The following is an 18,334-nucleotide window of genomic DNA, read 5'->3' as shown; positions in this document are numbered from 1 at the left end:
AGTTGCTCATCTCAGCGCGGCATTCTTCGCCACACCGGTCGGGGCACCAGCTTCATGATCCAGGCAAGGATCCGCAGCCGGGCGGGCACCCAGATCGTTGTGCTGCGCCGACCATTGATCGCCCGGACAACGGCCGTGGCGACATCGGAGGGGTACACCGACATCGGCGCCGGTGACATCCCCCTGGTCATGGATCCGATGACGAACCCCGGGCGGGCGGTGATCAATGAGACGTTGCTGCCGTGCAGCGCATCGCTCAAACCCTGGCAGAAGGCGTCGAGCCCGGCCTTGGTGGACCCGTAAACATAGTTCGCGCGTCGCGGCCGCCAGCCCGCGATTGAGGAAAAGGCGACGATGGTGGACCGCTGGCTCTGCTTTCGCAGCTCATCGGCGAGCACCGTGAGCATGGAAACCTGTGCGGTGTAGTCCAGGGTCGCGATCTCCACGGCATGGTTCTCGTCCGATTCCGCCAGATGCTGGTCCCCGAGCATGCCGAAGGCGACCACCGCCACCTTGATCGGCCCGGCGAGCTCGAACGCCCGGGTGATCAGCCCGCGATGGGAACTGAGAACCGTGGCGTCGAAAGCAAGTGGGTGGACCTCCTCCGCCCCGGGAAGTTCCGGCAGCGCCCCGGGGCGCCTGGCTGCCAGGACGACCTGTTCACCGGGGCAGAGCAGCCTCGCGATCTCGCCGCCGATGTCCGAGGTCCCACCGAGGATGAGGATACTCAACGCAGCTCCCTGGGAAGATTGTTCAGAAGCTCACAGCCGTCCTCGGTGATGGTGACTATATCCTCTATTCGCGCACCGTACCGGCCCTCGACGTAGATCCCCGGTTCGATGGAGAAGGTCATTCCGGGTTCCAGGATCAGCTCATTGCCGGCCATGATGAAGGGTTCCTCATGGGTGGACAGTCCGATGCCGTGCCCGGTCCGGTGGATGAACTCGGCGCCGTAGCCGGCGTCCTCGATGATTCCGCGCGCGGCGCTGTCCACCGACCACGCCGTGACCCCGGGGCGCGCCTGGGTGCGGGCGGCCAGCTGAGCCTCGTGCAGGACGTCGTAGAGTCTCCGAAAATCCTCCGGAACCACCCCGCCCTCGACGACATAGGTCCGCGTGCAGTCGGAATGATATCCGAGACCGTAGGTGCCCCCGATGTCGACGACGACGACGTCGCCGGGAACCAGGACGCGGTCGGAGAAGCTGTGGTGCGGGTTGGCACCGTTGGGGCCGGAACCGACGATGATGAAGTCGACGGCGCTGTGTTCCCGCAGGATCAGCGCGCTGATGTCATCGGCCACCTCGCTCTCCGTCCGTCCTGCACGGAGCAGGTGTGGAACCTGCCGGTGAACGCGGTCGATCGCGCGGCCGGCTGCGCGGAGCTGGTCGATCTCCTCGGGATCCTTCGCCACGAAGAGTTCGGCGAGAACCCGTGCCGCGAGCACCGTCTGAGCGGAACGCCCCATCAGTTCCTGCAGCGGAATCAGGTGATCGGCGGTGATGCTCGAGCCGATGGCGAGAGCCGAGATCGACTCCGCGCCCACCGCCCCCACCGCGAGCGCGTGCGGATCCTCACCGTCGACCCATGCGATGATGTTCAGGTCCGGGATGGCGGACAGGGCACCATCCCCGCGGTCGACGGCGGGGATGACCATGGTGGGTGCACCATCCGCAGGGATCACCAGCGCGCTCAGTCGCTCATGCGTGGATAGCCAGGAACCGGTCAGGTACGCCAGTTCCGCACCGCTTCCGATGATGAGGCCGTCAAGGCCCGCCGCCTTCGCACCTCGTTGCGCAGCGGCGATCCTGCGGGTGTAGACCTCCGGGGGAAAAATACTCATGGCATCCAACCCTAGTAGCTTTGTGGATGTGAGACTTTCCCACACCGTCCGTTTAAACTCCGCGGGACGTTACGCAACCGGGGTCCTGACAACCGGGTCGATGGATCCGGTCACAGACAGGGCGGGATTCATAATCACCGCTGCGCACTTTCTCCATGGTCCCGCAGCTGTGATCCGGGTTAGGAACCAGACCTACTCGGGTACGGCGAACCGCCACCTGGCCATCTTCGGCACCGACATCGCGGTACTCCGCCTGAATGGCCATGCTCCGACCATGAAGCTCCCCGGCATGGCTACCGACACCCTCCGCATCGGCCATTCCACCCTGACCACCGGTTTCGGTGGCCAACCTCGGGGACTGGCGCCGAAAGAGCTGCACGGGCGGGTGATCACGGCGATTCCGGGCAACGTCTCCCGGAACAGGATCACCCGCGTGCGGCACGGCGCCCTTGTCCTCAATGCTCCGGACAGGGCGATTCGTGGTGACTCCGGTGGTCCGGTGCTCAAGGACGGCATCGTTTACGCGATCCAGTCAATGATCACCGATCCTCTGGGATTCAACACCGGTCTAGCCACGGTGGCGCAGGTTGGCCCCTTCCTTCCGGAAATCCAGTGGGCGATGGATCAGCTGCGCTAACCTCGGCGCCTGCGGTCACACCATCCAGCCATTCGCTGGCGGAGGGTCTGGCCCCATAGCCCCGTGGGCATCACCTCCGCGAAGGGTCCCAGCGGTGAGGTGACCACCGGCTGGTTCATCGGGCCGATCCACATCACCTCGCCGCCTTCATTGAGCTCGGGACGGTAGCGCCCATCCGATTTCATGTTGTGGTGATGCTGACAGCAGCAGATCAGGTTGTACATCGCGGTCGGTCCTCCCTTCTCCCAGGCCAGGACGTGGTCAAGTTGGCAGCGGTCGGCCGGGACCGAGCAGCTGGGGAAACGGCAGTGCCCATCTCGGGCCATCACCGCGGCCCGCATCCTCCTGCTGGGCCGGTACCCCGGTTCGACCACATTCTCCATTTCATCGAGGTCCTCTGACCTTTTGATCCGTTCCTCCCAGTCCGCCGCCAGTACCGCGCCGAGGTATCCGACACCGGCAATCCACGGCCGCCCCCGGTCCTTCGGGGTGTAAAGGTACTGAACCACGCGGAGCGGTGCCCTCCGATCCAGGAATGCCCGCAGTGCCTCCGGCAGGGACATCCTTCCCTTTCCCACCGATGTCAGCGTGTCCAGGAGCCTCCGGGCATCGGCGCTGGCCAGTTTTCCGCGGATATAGGTGGAATCCCCGCGGGTATCAAACTCGAGATACTCCGAGTCGCGTTCACTGCGTGGCCGGGGACCCTGGAAGGTCGGGTCGAGCTCCTTGATCCATTTCGTGATCAGCCCCGCCAGATCGCTGGCCTGGATCATGGCCTCGTCGGCGACGCGCGGTGTAAGCCTGTCGACGATGCGCTGCTCCAGAACCGACAGGATGCTTCCGTGCGCCCGGGAGATCGCGTCCATGATTCTGGCCAGATAGGAGATCCCGACATGAAACATCTCCTCGACGAGGACCCGGAGCTCGGGAAGAAGCTTGAGCAACCGATCGGCCTTGATGGCCTTGTTCACGTCATTCCTGCTCTGCCCGGTGACCCGCATGAGTTCTGTGACCAGTGAATCGGCGTCATGCTCGTCCTCGGAGAGAAGGAGCTGCCATTGATGGTAGATGGATTTGGTTATTTCATAGTTGACAAACGACTGCGCACTGTTCGGGTTCTGATGGCAGAAGTAGGTCTGTACGGTCACGACGTGCACCCCCTGGTGTGATGGTTCCACCTCAGAGCATAGAGCAGAAGGAGGACACGCTCGAACATAATTTCGAACAGTGTTCGAATGGCGGTACTTTCGTCACGGACACCGTCACCGGAGCTATGAGCCAATGGCAACCACACCGCGACGGATCGCATCGACAGCACGTCGCGCGGTGCGGGCCATCTCATCGCTGTAGCCCGTCTTGGCGACCTGCTCGAGCAGATCGATGACCTGCCTGCACCAACGCACGAAATCACCCGGGGTCAGCTCCGCCCCCGACTCCGCGGCAGCCGCCATGCAGTAACCCAGTGGCGCACCCGCGGCCCACTGGTGGACGGCGAGTGCAAAGCCACCCTCCGGCTGGCGGGTGGTGGGAAGTCGGTGCCGCTGCTCATCCGCACTCAGCTCGGTCCAGATGCGCACCGTGTTGTTCATCGCCTCGGCCATCTCCTCGCTCGCCGCGTCGGGCTCTCCACCGGTGGCCTTGCGGTTCTCGAAGGTGCACATGCTCACCACACCCGCGAGTTCGGCGGGATCGAGATCCTCCCAGATGCCCCGTTTGAGACACTGCGCCACCAGGAGGTCGGATTCATTGTGGACCCTGGCCAGGCGCTCGCCCTCCTCGGTGATCACGGGATTGCTCGGATCGCTGTAATCGACATAGTCCATCTCCGCCAGCAGTGCCAGGATCCTCTCAAAATGCCGACCGAGGGTCTCCTTCGCCCTGGAGATCTTCCCCTGGATCCGCTCGAGATCGTGCTGCTTGCGCAGCAGGCGTTCCGCGGTGCGGGCGAGCTGTTCGCGATCCGGCCAATCGTGCGCCGGATGTTCGCGGATGGCGGCCCTGAGCTCGGTGACCCTGGCGCTCGGCCCGATCCGCGCGAACTCCTTCAACTTCTTCGGCCGCGGGTAGTGTCCGCGGCGGAATTCGTCCTGCACCTGGCGGGTGTTGCTGCGCGGGGCATGGACGACTCCGCGGGGCAACCTCATGTGCCCGACAACAATGGGTGCATTTGTGAAGGACTCCGCGTCGATACGCCCCGACCACCCCGACTCCGTGGTCACCCAGGGCCGCGGATCCCGGGCCTGGTTGGCGGGGGTGACCACCACGGCCAGCACGGGCCGTTTGCGTCCGGGCATGGCGATAACCTCACCCAGTTGGAGCTTCGAGAGGACGCGAACGGTCTCCAGCTGTCTCTGCTCGACACCGTGCCTGCGGTTGTCCTTCTCCTCCTCCGTGAGATCCCTGCGAAGCTGCATATACGTGAGGAAGGAATCAATGACATCACCACCGCCGGGTATCCCCGGATTCGCCGCGGTGATCTCCCTGTCCAACTGAGCGCGAAGATCCCTCACCCGGTGTTCCGCACGTTCGATCTCACGAACCTCACCGACGACGGAGCCATCCGCCTGGAACTGGGCGAAGGACTTCTCCAGCAGGCGGAGGGACTGCTCATAACCGATCGTCTTGAGCAGATTGACCGACATGTTGTACCCGGGAGCGAAGGTGGAGATCAGCGGATAGGTGCGGGTGGAGGCCAGACCCGCCACGAACCTGGGGTCCATCGCCGGGGACCACTGCACCACAGCGTTTCCGAGGACATCTATCCCCCTCCGGCCGGCTCGTCCGGTCAGCTGCGTGTACTGCCCCGGCGTCAGATCCACGTGTGCCTCGCCGTTGAACTTGACCAGCTTTTCCAGGACGACGGTCCGGGCCGGCATGTTTATGCCCAGTGCCAGCGTCTCGGTGGCGAAGACCGCGCGGACGAGCCCTTTGACAAAGAGCTCCTCCACGATGTGCCGGAAGGCCGGTAGCATGCCTGCGTGATGGGCCGCGAAACCGCGCATGAGGGCCGCGCGCCACTGCCTGAAGTTGAGGACGTGCAGGTCCTCCTCCGGAATTCCGGTCACTCCGGCGTCGATGATCCGGGCGATCTCCTCCGATTCCTCCTGATCCGTCAGAATCAGTCTCGAGCGCAGACACTGGTAGAGCGCACCATCGCATCCGGCACGGGAGAAGATGAAGGTGATCGCCGGCAGCATGTTCATGCCCTTGAGCACGGTGAGAACCTCGGGCCTACCGAGCGGGCGGTGGCGATCCTGCTCGCGCGGTCGACCACCGCGTTCCTCGCCCCTGCTGCGGGTGCGGAAACCCTCCCCCGCCCGGAACTCGGAGCGGCCCTGCTCGCTGCTGCGCTCGTTCAACCTGTCGATCACCGCCTCCAACTCGCGGTTGACCCGGCCGTCCGAACCCGGTTCAAACAGAGGAAGAACCTTCCGGTGGACCATCATGTACTGATCCAGGGGAACTGGTCGGTGGTCGGTGACGATCACCCTGGTATCCCCGCGCACCGTGCTCAACCACTCTCCGAACTCCTCCGAGTTGGACACCGTCGCAGAAAGGCCGATGATCCTTATGGATTCATCAAGGTTCAGGATCACCTCCTCCCACACCGCGCCGCGGGAAGCATCGGCAAGGAAGTGGATCTCGTCCATCACCACGTGGCTGAGCCGGTCCAGGGCGGGTGACCCCGCATAGATCATGTTGCGCAGCACCTCCGTTGTCATCACCACGATCTCAGCGTCGTGGTTGATAGAGACGTCACCGGTGAGCAGGCCGACGACCTCGGCACCGTGCCTGGCCACCAGATCGTGGTACTTCTGATTGCTCAGCGCCTTGATGGGGGTGGTGTAGAAGCACTTGGTGCCCCGGGACAGCGCAAGAGACACCGCAAACTCCCCGACCACCGTCTTGCCGGCACCGGTGGGCGCGCAGACGAGGACACCATGGCCCGCCTCCACGGCACGGCAGCCGGAGATCTGGAAGGGATCGAGTTCGAATCCGAGTTCTGCGGAGAATTCTGGAAAATGCGGGTCCGGGGTTAAGCTCATGCGCCTCAGATTACCCGTCGACGGAACTAGAGCACGTCCCTGAAGTCGGAACCGGTGCTGCGGAAGCTGGCCTGCGGGGTGGGTTCGACTGCCTCTGGTGCCTCCAACGGCTGCGGAGCATCGGTTCCGCCCGGTGCGGCATCCAGCGGTGAGGCGGAGAGATCGTCCTCATCCAGCCAGTCGGGGCGTTGCTTCTCCCGTCGCCTGTCATTGATGCGGCAGAACTGGATCGCCACCTCCACCAGCAGGGTCAGGGAGACGGCCAGAGCCAGCATCGAGACGGGATCCTGACCCGGTGTCATGAAGGCTGCGAAAACGAACAGCGCCATGATGATGATGCGGCGCTTGTCCTTGATGGAATCGTAGGTCAGCACACCGGCCACGTTGAGCATGCCGATGATCAACGGAACCTCGAAGCTCACGCCGAAGATCAGCAACAGCATAAGAAGGAAGCCGAAGTAGCGGTCACCCGTCAGGGCGGTGGTCTGGGTTTCATCGCCGATGGTGAGCAGGAACTCCAATCCGAATGCGACGATGAAGTATGCCAGAACGGCGCCGGCGACGAAGAGCACCACGGCGATGGAGACGAAGACCGAGGTCCACCGACGCTCGTTCTTCATCAGCCCCGGAGTGATGAAGCCCCAGACCTGAGCAAGCCACACCGGGGAGGCCAGCACCACGCCCACCAGCGCGGACACCTTCAGCCGAAGCATGAAGGGATCGAAGGGGCCGGTGGCGAGGAGACGACACCCGCCATCGGCGGTGAATGCCGCCCTGGACTCGGGCGGGAGGGAACAATAGGGGCCGCGCAGAATCTCGCCGAGCGAGGGGATCCTGATCCCCCAGATCTGGATGGTGAGCTGGTACCAGATGAAACCAATGATGGTTCCCACCACCACAGCAGCCAGCGAAATCAACAGCCGTCGACGAAATTCCTTGACGTGATCGACGATCGACATCTCCCCGGTCGGGGACTTCTTCTTCCGCCGGGAAATCCGCCTTGAAGCGGATTTCTGAGCGTTTCCCTGAGTTTCTGAAGGCGCTGACAATTTTTCTCCGACCTACCCCGTTTATCCGTCCGGATGAGGACTAGGAATCGCGCCTGGGACCCTCGTAGTTCTGACGGTAGTCGGGCTCCTGCTGATAGTGCTGCTCGAAATTGGGCTGGGGAGCCGCGATCTGCTGGGGTGCTGCGGGAGGCTGATGATCAGGGACATCGTCGTCCTTGTTCATCTCCTTGACCTCGGATTTGAAGATGCGCATGGAGCGGCCGATCGATCGTGCCGCGTCGGGTAGCTTCTTCGCTCCGAAAAGAAGAATGATCAACAGGACGATGATGGCAATTTCCCATGGTCCAAGGGACATGTGACCTACTCCAAACTCATATTGCGGCGCTGAAACCACGTGTGAAAAAAACTGAAACAAGGTGCGTGAAAAAAACTTTCACCCTACTGTACGCCAAGATCATACGCCGCCAAACCGCTGTCGGCTCGTTGGCGCAGCGCCAGCCGAAGGTCCTCCGGGTCCTGAACATGCAGCACATCCGCGTAACTGATGGCGAAGCGGATGAACCAGTCCCTGGACAACAACGGTGCGGTGACGGTGAACCACTCCCGGCCCTGCCCGTCCAGGATCGGCTCCGCGCCCTCGGCCAGCTCCAGATTCATGTAGTCGGCCAACCAGGTGGCATCGGAGCGGATCAGCACGCGGGCGACCTCGGAGTGACCCACCGCGTTGAAGGGATCATCGGCGGTGAAGGGCTGCGGATGGGCCTGGCCAGGCTCATTCACCAGGACGATATCCCGGATACGGTCCAGTCGGAAGGTGCGGTGCCCCGCGCTCCTCTCCTCCCACCCCGAAAGATAGGTCTCACCCTCGTTGGTGAAGATCAGGTTCGGTGTGACAACCCGGGTCGAGGTCGTGTCAGAACTAATGGAGTGATAGGTGAAGGAGACCTTGATCTGCCCGTCCATCGCCGCACGGATCGTGGCGAGGGTGTCGCCGTCCTTCTCAGGCGCCTCGGAGTCATAGACGGCGGCGGCCGCATCACCCATGATCGAGCGAAGCTTGGCGGCCGCGGATTTCACCGCGGCCTGATCGGTCACCCCCGGAAGATTCTCCAGTGACTCCAGGGATAGCAGGAGCACCCCGGCCTCCGTGGGGGTCAGGCGTAGAGGCTTGTCCAGACCCTGACTATTGATGATCTTCACCTGCGCGTAGGAGGACTCAAGATCCACCAGATCGCCGGGCAGCAGTCCGGGTAGGCCGCACATCCACAGTCTGTTGAGGTCCTCCATGATCTCCTGCGGACTCTGCCCGAGATCTCGCGCCGCTTCCATCACGGAACGATCCGGGTGCGCCTGGAAATAGGGCAGCAAATTGAGCAACCGGGTCAGCTCCGTTATCGTCCTGTGCGTTTTCGCCATGGTCTACTCTTCCGCTCCCGCAGCCCTTTTCAGCAATCCGAGCACATCAGCCACCGCGTCGGACGGTGACAGCAGCACCGCATCCGGCGCGCTGGCCGCGGCGGTCCTGACCAACCAGTCGCGCTCGACGTCCCTGAGTGTCCAGGTCCCGTCGCCGTTGTCGGTACCCACGGAGCTCAGTGCCACGGCGCGTCCGGGGGTGATGGACAGGTGGGCGTCGATAAGCTGGCGTCCCCTGCGCAACTGCTCGCGCACCACCTCCTGAAGGTCGGTGCCCTCCGCCGGCAGGTGCGTCGCCGGCGCGATCAGTTGCACATCCGAGATCCGGGTGATGCGGAAGCAGCGCGGTGCCCCGCGATCGAGATCGAAGCCGACGAGGTAGATCCGGTCCCGTTCCGGCACCAGACCCCAGGGGTCCATGGTGCGGGTGCTGGGCTCCAGCGCGCGACTGCGCGCGTAGGAAAAAGCTATTCGACGCCCGCGGTGCCGGGCCCTGAGCACCGCATCGAGGGTGTGGGCGGACAGGGTGCGCAGATCACCCGCATTTGTCACGGCCGGCGACCGCGAGAGCTCACGCTCCGCCCCACCGGCTGCGATCTTGGTCCATCCCGAGCGTGCGAATGCGTCGAGCTCCTGGCTCTGGCCCATCTCACCGATCAACCCGAGAACGGCGGACTCGGCCGGGGTGAACTGCACCTCCGGTAGCTGGTAGGTATCGGGGCGCAGACGGTAGGCCTGTTCGGTGCCGCTGACCTGCTCCAGGGGTACACCCACCCTGCGCAGATAGGCGAGATCGCGACTGAGTTTCTTTCGGAAGGCCGCATCGCCCAGGCAGCCGTAACCGTTGACGTGGGTGCGGATCCAGGCGTGGGTGAGGTATTTGCGGGAATAGGATTCCGCGGACAGAAAAGCGAATGTGAGATTGACCAGACGCTCAAGATCGTCCCTTCTGCTGTCCATCGGACCTCCGAATCAGGCGTTGGCTTCCATGTAGGTGATCAGATCGTCGATGTCGGTACTGACGGTGGCGAAAGGATCACCCAGCTCCACGGCCCGGGGTTCCGGGCGGTTGACCTTGTGGCGCATCCAATCCACGGTCACGGGTACATTTAGCCTATCCGCTGCCTTGAGTATTCGCCCGCGGAGGTGGGCCCTCGTGGTCTCCGGCGCGTTGTCCACCGCATCGGCGATCGCCGCGTCGGTGGTCCACCGCCTGATCAGGCCCCTGGACTGCAGGACATCGAAGAGTCCGCGTCCCGGCCTGGTGTCGTGGTAGGTGAGGTTGACCTGGCGCAGTCTGGGATCGTCGAGAGCGAGGTTCCCGCGGTCCCGGAAGCGATCGATGAGCTTCTTCTTGATCACCCAGTCGATCTCCTGGTCCACCCCGGAGAAATCCTGGGTATCCAGGGCGTCGAGCATCCTGCCCCAAAGATCCACCACGCGCGCCATCTCCGCGTTGCTGGTCCCGCCCTGTTCCGGACGCCGCTTCAGCCAGGAACGCGCGTGATCGTGGACGGTGCGCTGGATGTCAAGCGCGGTCATGGTCCCACCATTTTTTAACTGCAATGGTGTCGAACCCGTCTGATCCCTGGAGATCTCCCTGATGGACTCGATGTCACGGGCCAACTCCATGTCGGGCAGCCCGAACTCCGCCTCGATCATCTCCAGGACCAACAGCGTCGATCCGACCTTCAGCGCGATCGACGGCTCAGCCATGTTGGCGTCACCGACGATGATGTGCAGGCGACGGTAGCGGTGGGAATCCGCATGGGGCTCATCGCGGGTGTTGATGATGGGCCTGGATCGCGTGGTGGCGCTGGACACGCCCTCCCACACATGGTCGGCGCGCTGTGAAACGCAGTAACCGAGCGGAAAACTCTGCTTCGCCGGGTCCGGTACGTAGATCATCCCGGCACCTGCGATCAGCTGGCGGGTGATCAGGAAGGGCATGAGCCTGCGCCCCAGGGATTTCAGGGAGACATCGCGGGATACCAGGTAGTTCTCGTGGCAGCCGTAGGAGTTACCCACTGAATCGACGTTGTTCTTGAACAGGTAGACCTGCCCGCCGATGCCCTCTCCGGCGAGAGCGTGCTCGGCCTCGACGGCCATGGCGTTGGTGATCGCGTCGCCGGCTTTCTCCTGATTGATCAGCTGGGTGAGGCCGTCACATTCCGCGGTGGCGTACTCCGGGTGGGAGCCGACGTCGAGATAGAGACGTGCCCCGTTGGGAAGGAAGATATTCGAGCTGGCGTACTTCTCCACGACGGGCCGGAACATGTACCGCGCGATCTCATCGGGCCTGAGCAGACGGGTGTCGCCGTCCATGAAGGTAATGCCGTATTCGCTTTCGACGCCGACGATCCGGCGGGTCAGAACTCCCGAGTCTCCCATGGGAAGCGAGTCTACTCCCCGCCTTTTTGAACGTAGGATCGCACGAACTCCTCGGCGTTGTTTTCCAGGAGTCCATCGATTTCATCCAGCAGATCATCCACACCGCTGGTGTTGATCTGTACCTGGCCGGCTGCGACATCCTGATCGTCGTGGTCATCGCGGTCTCTTCCGCCGCCACCGATGATCTGTGTCTGCCTGCTGCTCACGTAAATCCACTCTCCTTCAATTTAACTGCACTTCTACCCGAGGTTAGCCTGTCCTGTTTTCAGGGTCTACCCCGCTCCTCCCCGCCCGAGCGCATCCAGGACGTCGCTCACCGTCGCGGCGGACTCCAGGATCTCCGCACTGCGGGTATCACTGAGCGCGTCCAGTTCGGTCAGCGTTATCAGTTGCTCCCCTCCGTCGCCGGTGTCCACGATCAGGGACTCCCAGTTGGCGGCGACTATGGAATCGCTGAATCTGTCGATCATCCGCCCCCGGAACCTGGCCCTGGTACCCTCAGGCGGTACCAGGGCGGCCCTGGCTATATCATCCTGTGAAACCAGCGTGTGCATCCTACCCTTGCGCACGAGTGCGTGATACAGACTGCGTGCCGGATCAATATCGGTGTACTGCAGGTCCAGAAGGCTGATCTTGGCGTCCTCGATGGTGATCCCGCGGGCCAGGAAGGAATTGATCAGGGCGAGTTTAGCCGTCCAGTCCAGAAGATGGGAGGTGCTCAGGGGATCCGTCGCCAGCATCTCCATCACCCCCGCCCAGGTGTCCAGCACCTCCCGGTCCACAGCGGTCAACTCCTCCGGCGGCAGGTTCGTGCTGATGCGTTCATGGTAGCTGCGCAGGATCTCGAGGGCGGTCAACCCACGGCCGTCGCTGAGGGTGAGTCTGTGGCCCAGACTCAGGTCGTGGGACACCCGGGATACCTCTGCAACCGGTCGCTGCAGCGACAGGTCACTGAAGTCCACCCCCGCCTCCACGGCGTCGAGGACCAGGGAGGTCATCCCGAACTTGAGAAGATTCGAGGTCTGGGACATGTTCGCATCACCGATGATCACGTGGAGGCGACCCCAGCTATCCGCATCGGTGTGCGGTTCATCGCGGGTGTTGATGATTCCGCGGTTGAGCGTGGTCTCCAGGGAGATCTCCTGCTCGATGTAGTCCGCGCGCTGACTGATCTGGAAACCGGCTCCGCGGCCGAGCTGGCCGATTCCGACACGTCCGGCCCCGATGATCACCTGCCTGCACACGAAGAAGGGAATCAGTGCCCGGGAGAGCACGTCGAATTCCACGGACCTGGCGTAGCGGTAGTTTTCATGGGCACCGTAGCTCGCGCCCTTGCCGTCAACGTTGTTCTTGTAGATTTTCAACGGCGGGCACGGTTCGTGGCCCTCGAGCACGGAGACGCCGTTGTCGCTGAAGGCGGCAACGTCCGCCACCGCCTGCAGTAGGATGTGGTCACCCGCGGCGTCGTAAAGCATTGCGTCCCTGGCGTCGGTCACCTCGGGTGAGGAGTACTCCGGGTGCGCGTGGTCAACATAGAACCGGGCCCCGTTTGTGATGAAGACGTTGGCCACCCCCAGCGCGTGCGGATCCACGGTGGGCACCTGATGGTAACGGCGCAGATCGAACCCCCTGCTGTCGCGCAGAGGGGATTCGTGCGCGAAATCCCAGCGGACGCGGTGGTCGCCGAAACCCCGCGCACTGGCATAGGCGACCACGGCGTGGGTCGACGTGACGATCGGACTCAGATAGTTGTGTCCCGGGGTGGAGATGCCGTACTCGGTTTCGGCTCCGATGAATCGTTGCATGTTCCGACCCCTGTCTAGACGATCACTTCGGCGTGGGTGACCCGCTTGCCCTGGCGACCGGTGATCCGCGACCATTCATCTGGGCTGGCGGTGTTGGGCATGTCCTCGCTCTGCTGGTTCTCCTCCTCGATGGCCACCAGCAGCTGTTCGGTGCTCAACCCGACGCCGCTGCCCTCGATGTGTGCCTTGATGGCGCTTTTCTTGGCGCGGTCGACGATATTGGCGATCATCGCCCCGGAGACGAAATCGTGGTAATAAAGGGTTTCCACGGTACCGTCGATCAACGTGAGACGAACATAGGGCCGCGGGGTGAACAGGTGGTCCACCGCGGCGTCGATCATGTCCACGGCCGGTTCCGCCAGTGGCAGTGAATCGTTGACGTAACGGGTGAAGATCTGCCTGGCACCCTCGCGATCGGGGCGTTCGATGCGGATCTTGATGTCGAGGCGCCCCGGACGCAGAATCGCCGGGTCGATCAGCTCCTCGCGGTTGGTGGCCCCGATGACAATGACGTTGCTCAGATCCTCCACCCCGTCCAACTCGGCGAGCAGCTGCGGGACCACGGTTGTCTCCATGTCCGAGCTGACCCCGGAGCCGCGGGTCCGGAAGATGGATTCCATCTCATCGAAGAAGATGATCACCGGGCGTCCGTCACCGGCGAGTTCGCGGGCGCGCTCGAAGATTACGCGGATGTGACGCTCCGTCTCCCCGACGAACTTGTTGAGCAGTTCGGGACCCTTGACGTTGAGGAAATAGGAGGTACCCGTCTCCCCGATGCGCTGGGCTAGTGAATTGGCCACGGCCTTGGCGATCAGGGTCTTGCCACAACCGGGCGGGCCGTAGAGCAGGACCCCCTTGGGTGGGTGCAGGTTGTAGGTGCGGTACATCTCCGGATGCAGGAAGGGCAGCTCCACGGCGTCCTGGATCTTCTCGATCTGCGCGTCCAGCCCCCCGATATCGGAATAGGAGACGTCCGGGGCCTCCTCGAGCGCCAGATTGGACACCTCGGTCTTGGGGATGACCTCGAAGGCATACCCGGCGCGACGGTCCACCAGCAGGGTGTCGCCGGGCCGCGGGAGCTTCCTCGTCTGGTCCATCAGCGGCCCGGCGAGTTTAACCACCCGTTCCTCGCCGGTGCGGTCGGAGATCAGGGCGCGGTCGCGGCCGATCATCTCCATCAAAGTGGCCAGTTCTCCGGTCTGTTCAAACTCAAAGGCCTCGAGTATCTGGTTGCCCTCGCCCAGTCGCACCTGCACCCCGGGCAGAAGATCGGCCGCGCACAGCATCGGTGACATGGCCACCCGCATGCGGCGGCCCCCGGTGAAGATCTCGGCGGTGCCGCCGTTCGGCGACATCTCCAGGAACGTGCCGTAGAGCGAGGGCGGTTGGGAGAGATCCTCGATCTGGGAGTAGAGCACCGACAGTTTGTCGCGGGAGGACTTCAGCATCTCCGCCAGCTTGGAGTTGCGCGCGCCCAGGTCCTGATTGCTCCGCTTGAGCTGGCGGATCTCGGTGCTGAGACGGGTGAACTCCTCCCTGTTGAAATCGGAGAAGGAGCTATTCATCGGTGTTGCCATGAACCCACTCTAGCGCCTGACGAAAGCTTATCGACGCGCACGTCGCTGCGGACGGGGCGGCACCACGCCGTCCGCGAGGCGGCGCGCCAGAATGAGGAAGGCGGTGTGGGCGTTCATGCGGTGCTCGGGCCTCGTTGCCAGGCCCTCGACCTTCCAGTCCCGGACCAGTGACTCCCACGCGCGTGGTTCGGTGAAGCACTTCTGTTCCCGGATACCCTCCATCACCTTCATCAGCTGAGGCACCGTGGCGACGTAGGTCATGAACACCCCGCCCGGGATGAGCAGATTCTTCACCGTCTCCAGCATCTCCCAGGGCTCGAGCATGTCCAGGATGATCCGGTCGACCGGGCCGCCGATATCATCCACGGTGACCTCCTTGAGATCGCCGAGCCGGGGATCCCAGGTGGCCGGACGCTCGCCGAAGTACTCCTCGACATTGGAGACCGCATACTCGAGGTGATCCTCGCGGATCTCATAGGAGATCACCCGCCCCTTCTCCCCCACCGCGCGCAGCAGTGCCATGGACAGTGCGCCGGATCCGGCACCGGCCTCGAGGACGCGCGCACCCGGGAAGATGTCGCCCTCCACGAGAATCTGGGCCGAGTCCTTCGGGTAGATCACCGCGGCCCCACGGGGCATGCTGAGAACGTGATCGACCATGAGGTGCCGGAAGCACAGGTAGGGCGATCCCATTGAGGATTCCACGACCGTGCCCTCATCCGAGCCGATGATGTCATCGTGGGAGATCTGGCCCTTGTGGGTGAAGTAGGATGCCCCCGGCTCCAGGATGATGGTGAAATGGCGGCGCTTGGCATCGGTGAGCTGGACGCGGTCGCCTGGCTGGAAGGGGCCGGAGTAGGGCATGGGCCCTCGCTTTCTTATTCAAGTGGAATCGACGGCGTTAACTTACCAGATAGGCCTCCAGCGCCTGTTCAAACCACTTCAGATCCTTCACCCCTGCCATTTCCCTGGCTGAGTGCATCGACAGCAACGGGATTCCGACATCGACCGAGGCGATTCCCAGGCGCGTGGCGCTGATCGGGCCAATGGTCGAACCGCAGGGGACGTCATTGTTTCCGGCGAACACCTGGTGCGGGACCCCCGCCATCTGACAGGCGCGGATCCACATCCCGGAGGTCACCGCATCGGAGGAGTACCGCTGGTTGGCATTGACCTTGAGCACCGGCCCGCCGCCGATGATCGGCTGGTTGACCGGATCGTGCCGCTGCGGATAGTTGGGGTGCACGGAGTGCGCGGCATCGGCGGAGACCATGGTTGAACGCGCGAACATGCGGGCCCGGGAATCCCCGTCGGCGCCCAGCGCCAACGCGGTGCGGTTCAGCACATCACCGAGGAGGGGTCCTGCGGCCCCGGTGGTGCTGGCACTGCCCACCTCCTCGTGGTCGAAGGCGGCGAGCACCAGAATCTCGGCTCCGGCATCACCGGATCGGGCGGCCTTCATCAGGGCGGTCATCGCGGGATGGACACTGGAGAGGTTGTCCAGGCGTCCGGAGGCGATGAACTCCCCGTGGGCACCGAAGACCTCCGGTGCCTGGGTATCCACCGTGATCAGGTCGTGGCTGAGGATATCCGATGGTTCAACCTCCGCGGAGTCGGCGATGACGTCCATGATGGAGGTCCCGGGCTCCCCGACCGAGAACACCGGTTGCATGTGGTTCTGGGGATTGAGCTTCAGGTCCGAATTGATGCTGCGATCCAGGTGGATGGCCAGGTGCGGGATCCTCAGCACCGGTGTCGTGGTGAGCAGCTTCACTGATCCATCGGCAAGGGCGATACGACCCGCAAGGCAGAGCTCACGGTCAAGCCAGGAACTCAGGATCGGCCCTCCGTAGACCTCCACCCCGGCCTGCTGCCAGCCGTGCGAGCTGAGATCACCCATGGGCTTCAGCTTGAAACCGGGGGAATCGGTGTGGGCTCCGATGATCCGGAACCCGGAGTCGGTCGTGGCCTCCTCCGGAATCCACCAGGCGATGACCGCTCCGCCACGGACCACGACATGCCCTCCCGGCGAGGCGTCCCAGGCCTCGGTTTCAATCTGACGGGTGAACCCCTCGTGTTCACATCGTCCGGCCACGGTGGCCGCGGCGTGGTAGGAACTCGGGCTCAGGGTGATAAAGGAGAGGAAATCATCGGTGACATGCATGGGTCCAAGGCTAGCGAATGGATGCCGGCCCGCGCATTGATTAAGGTGTCAACCATCATGACCACTACTAGCGAATGGATGCCGGCCCGCGCATTAATTAAGGTGTCAACCATCATGACCACTCCCCTCGCCCTGTCCCCCTCCCGCGCCGGGGACTACCAGCAGTGTCCGCTGCTCTACCGCCTCAGGGCCATCGACCGGCTCCCGGAACCGAAGACCGTCGCGCAGGTCAAGGGAACCCTCGTCCACGCCGTGCTCGAGGAGATGCACAAGCTCCCGCGCGCCGAGCGCGAGTATCCGGCCATGGTCAAACGGCTCAAGCCGACTTGGGAGGCGATGTGCGCCGGGGATCCGGAACTGGGGACCCTGGTGCCAGAGGAGGAGCTGATGGGTTTTCTCGTCGATTCCCGTGCCCTGCTGCGCGGCTATTTCGAGATGGAGAATCCGCAGGGCTTTGATGCCACCTCGTGTGAGATGTACGTGGATACCATTCTGCCCAACGGTGTACCCGTCCGTGGTTTCATCGACCGCGTGGACACCGCACCGGGCGGAGAGGTCCGGGTCGTCGATTACAAGACGGGACGGAAACCCAAACCGCAGTGGAGCCAGCAGGCGAGGTTCCAGATGCTGTTCTACGCGCTCGTGTACTGGCGGATGTTCGATGAGATCCCCGCGCAGCTGCGGCTGATGTACCTCAAGGCCACCGATTCGATGTTTCTCAGCCCTTCCAGGGAACAGCTGGAGTTCTTCGAACGTGACCTCGGTGAGCTGTGGGCGAAGATCGAGATGGATGGCAGGGCGGGTGAGTTCCGCCCGAAGCGCTCCAAACTGTGTGGATGGTGCTCCTTCCAGAAACTGTGCCCCGAGTTCGGTGGCGTTCCACCGGTCTACCCGGGATGGCCGGGTAGCACCGCGGATGCGCGGGCGCGGGACTAAACCTAAAGATTGATATTTCGATGATTTTCTAATGCTCGCTGCATACATGCAGGTCAATGAAGTTTCACCTCTTTGCGCACGCATCCGGATCGACTATTGTTAAGCTCAACCTTTAATTAATTATGAATCCCATAGGTTTATTAACTAAGGCAAACTTAAGTCAGCTTCCGGAGCGATTGAGGAGGATCAGTGACCACCGGAGATCCAGCGCCACAGCACCCCGGTGAGGTCCTTCGCCTGAACTACCTGGAACCCGCGGGAATTACCGCCTACGATCTGGCAAAATCCCTCCACGTGACCGAATCCACCATCAACAACCTGATCAGCGGGCAGACCGGACTCACGGTCGGCCTTGCCATCAGGCTGGCCAGGGCGTTCCCACTCAGCGTCCAGGAATGGATCGCACTCCAGCGCGACTATGATCAGCACCACAAGCACTCCAGGGATTCCGCCTGAACCCGCGTCCTGACGTGCGGATCCTTCCCCGTACGCACTAGAATGTCCTAGGTCAA

The 18,334-nt window shown here is 63.1% G+C and carries 17 protein-coding genes; 3 read left to right on the top strand and 14 right to left on the bottom strand.

Features of this window, described 5'->3' with window-relative positions; genetic code table 11:
- Positions 1-11: 11 nt before the first annotated feature.
- Both B7E02_RS08410 and B7E02_RS08405 read right to left on the bottom strand, forming a co-directional pair.
- A complete protein-coding gene (locus tag B7E02_RS08410) occupies positions 12-731 on the bottom strand; it encodes an SDR family oxidoreductase (protein WP_080794945.1) in 720 nt (239 codons plus the stop codon).
- Positions 728-1,840 (bottom strand): M24 family metallopeptidase, encoded by a 1,113-nt coding sequence (locus B7E02_RS08405; protein ID WP_080794943.1) that lies wholly within the window; start codon positions 1,838-1,840, stop codon positions 728-730. Before B7E02_RS08405 ends, B7E02_RS08410 begins: the two co-directional genes overlap by 4 nt.
- A 28-nt stretch (positions 1,841-1,868) precedes the next feature.
- On the opposite strand from B7E02_RS08405, the gene B7E02_RS08400 reads away from it, so the two are divergent.
- Positions 1,869-2,477, top strand: coding sequence for a trypsin-like serine protease (locus B7E02_RS08400; protein ID WP_080796859.1), 609 nt, complete (start codon positions 1,869-1,871; stop codon positions 2,475-2,477).
- On the opposite strand, the gene B7E02_RS08395 is transcribed toward B7E02_RS08400, so the two are convergent.
- From B7E02_RS08395 to B7E02_RS08340, 12 genes are all read right to left on the bottom strand, one after another.
- Positions 2,474-3,625: an HNH endonuclease signature motif containing protein gene (locus tag B7E02_RS08395; protein WP_143336718.1), complete on the bottom strand. Its 1,152-nt coding sequence runs from the start codon at positions 3,623-3,625 to the stop codon at positions 2,474-2,476. The genes B7E02_RS08400 and B7E02_RS08395 overlap by 4 nt on opposite strands.
- Before the next feature lie 123 nt (positions 3,626-3,748).
- On the bottom strand, positions 3,749-6,523 hold the full coding sequence (locus B7E02_RS08390) for a DEAD/DEAH box helicase (protein ID WP_080794941.1): 2,775 nt from the start codon (positions 6,521-6,523) through the stop codon (positions 3,749-3,751).
- Positions 6,524-6,549: 26 nt separating this feature from the next.
- On the bottom strand, positions 6,550-7,518 hold the full coding sequence (gene tatC, locus B7E02_RS08385) for a twin-arginine translocase subunit TatC (RefSeq protein WP_342743718.1): 969 nt from the start codon (positions 7,516-7,518) through the stop codon (positions 6,550-6,552).
- 94 nt (positions 7,519-7,612) lie between these two features.
- Positions 7,613-7,888 (bottom strand): Sec-independent protein translocase subunit TatA, encoded by a 276-nt coding sequence (gene tatA, locus B7E02_RS08380; protein ID WP_080794939.1) that lies wholly within the window; start codon positions 7,886-7,888, stop codon positions 7,613-7,615.
- A gap of 83 nt (positions 7,889-7,971) precedes the next feature.
- A complete protein-coding gene (locus tag B7E02_RS08375) occupies positions 7,972-8,949 on the bottom strand; it encodes a helix-turn-helix transcriptional regulator (RefSeq protein ID WP_080794938.1) in 978 nt (325 codons plus the stop codon).
- A 3-nt stretch (positions 8,950-8,952) separates the two neighbouring features.
- Positions 8,953-9,909, bottom strand: coding sequence for a helix-turn-helix transcriptional regulator (locus B7E02_RS08370; protein WP_080794937.1), 957 nt, complete (start codon positions 9,907-9,909; stop codon positions 8,953-8,955).
- Positions 9,910-9,921: 12 nt separating this feature from the next.
- Positions 9,922-11,340, bottom strand: coding sequence for a Pup--protein ligase (gene pafA / locus B7E02_RS08365; protein ID WP_080794935.1), 1,419 nt, complete (start codon positions 11,338-11,340; stop codon positions 9,922-9,924).
- 11 nt (positions 11,341-11,351) lie between these two features.
- A complete protein-coding gene (locus B7E02_RS08360) occupies positions 11,352-11,546 on the bottom strand; it encodes a ubiquitin-like protein Pup (protein ID WP_080794934.1) in 195 nt (64 codons plus the stop codon).
- A gap of 66 nt (positions 11,547-11,612) precedes the next feature.
- Positions 11,613-13,145, bottom strand: coding sequence for a depupylase/deamidase Dop (gene dop, locus B7E02_RS08355; protein WP_080794933.1), 1,533 nt, complete (start codon positions 13,143-13,145; stop codon positions 11,613-11,615).
- 14 nt (positions 13,146-13,159) lie between these two features.
- Positions 13,160-14,710, bottom strand: a complete 1,551-nt coding sequence (arc, locus tag B7E02_RS08350) for a proteasome ATPase (RefSeq protein ID WP_245802292.1) — start codon at positions 14,708-14,710, stop codon at positions 13,160-13,162.
- Between the two features lie 39 nt (positions 14,711-14,749).
- On the bottom strand, positions 14,750-15,586 hold the full coding sequence (locus B7E02_RS08345) for a tRNA (adenine-N1)-methyltransferase (protein WP_080794930.1): 837 nt from the start codon (positions 15,584-15,586) through the stop codon (positions 14,750-14,752).
- A 37-nt stretch (positions 15,587-15,623) separates the two neighbouring features.
- A complete protein-coding gene (locus tag B7E02_RS08340) occupies positions 15,624-16,886 on the bottom strand; it encodes a M18 family aminopeptidase (RefSeq protein WP_080794928.1) in 1,263 nt (420 codons plus the stop codon).
- A 114-nt stretch (positions 16,887-17,000) separates the two neighbouring features.
- Between B7E02_RS08340 and B7E02_RS08335 the strand changes: the two genes are divergently transcribed.
- Together B7E02_RS08335 and B7E02_RS08330 are read left to right on the top strand one after the other, a co-directional pair.
- Complete coding sequence (locus B7E02_RS08335) at positions 17,001-17,822, top strand: RecB family exonuclease (protein ID WP_080794927.1); 822 nt, start codon at positions 17,001-17,003, stop codon at positions 17,820-17,822.
- Positions 17,823-18,011: 189 nt separating this feature from the next.
- The gene (locus tag B7E02_RS08330; RefSeq protein ID WP_080794925.1) at positions 18,012-18,278 is read left to right on the top strand and encodes a HigA family addiction module antitoxin; all 267 of its coding nucleotides are present in this window, start codon (positions 18,012-18,014) and stop codon (positions 18,276-18,278) included.
- Positions 18,279-18,334 lie beyond the last annotated feature (56 nt).

Origin of the sequence: Corynebacterium pacaense (assembly GCF_900169525.1) — a bacterium.
Taxonomy (GTDB): domain Bacteria; phylum Actinomycetota; class Actinomycetes; order Mycobacteriales; family Mycobacteriaceae; genus Corynebacterium; species Corynebacterium pacaense.
Note: the sequence above shows the minus strand (reverse complement) of the source record. Positions and strands in the feature narration are given on the sequence as shown.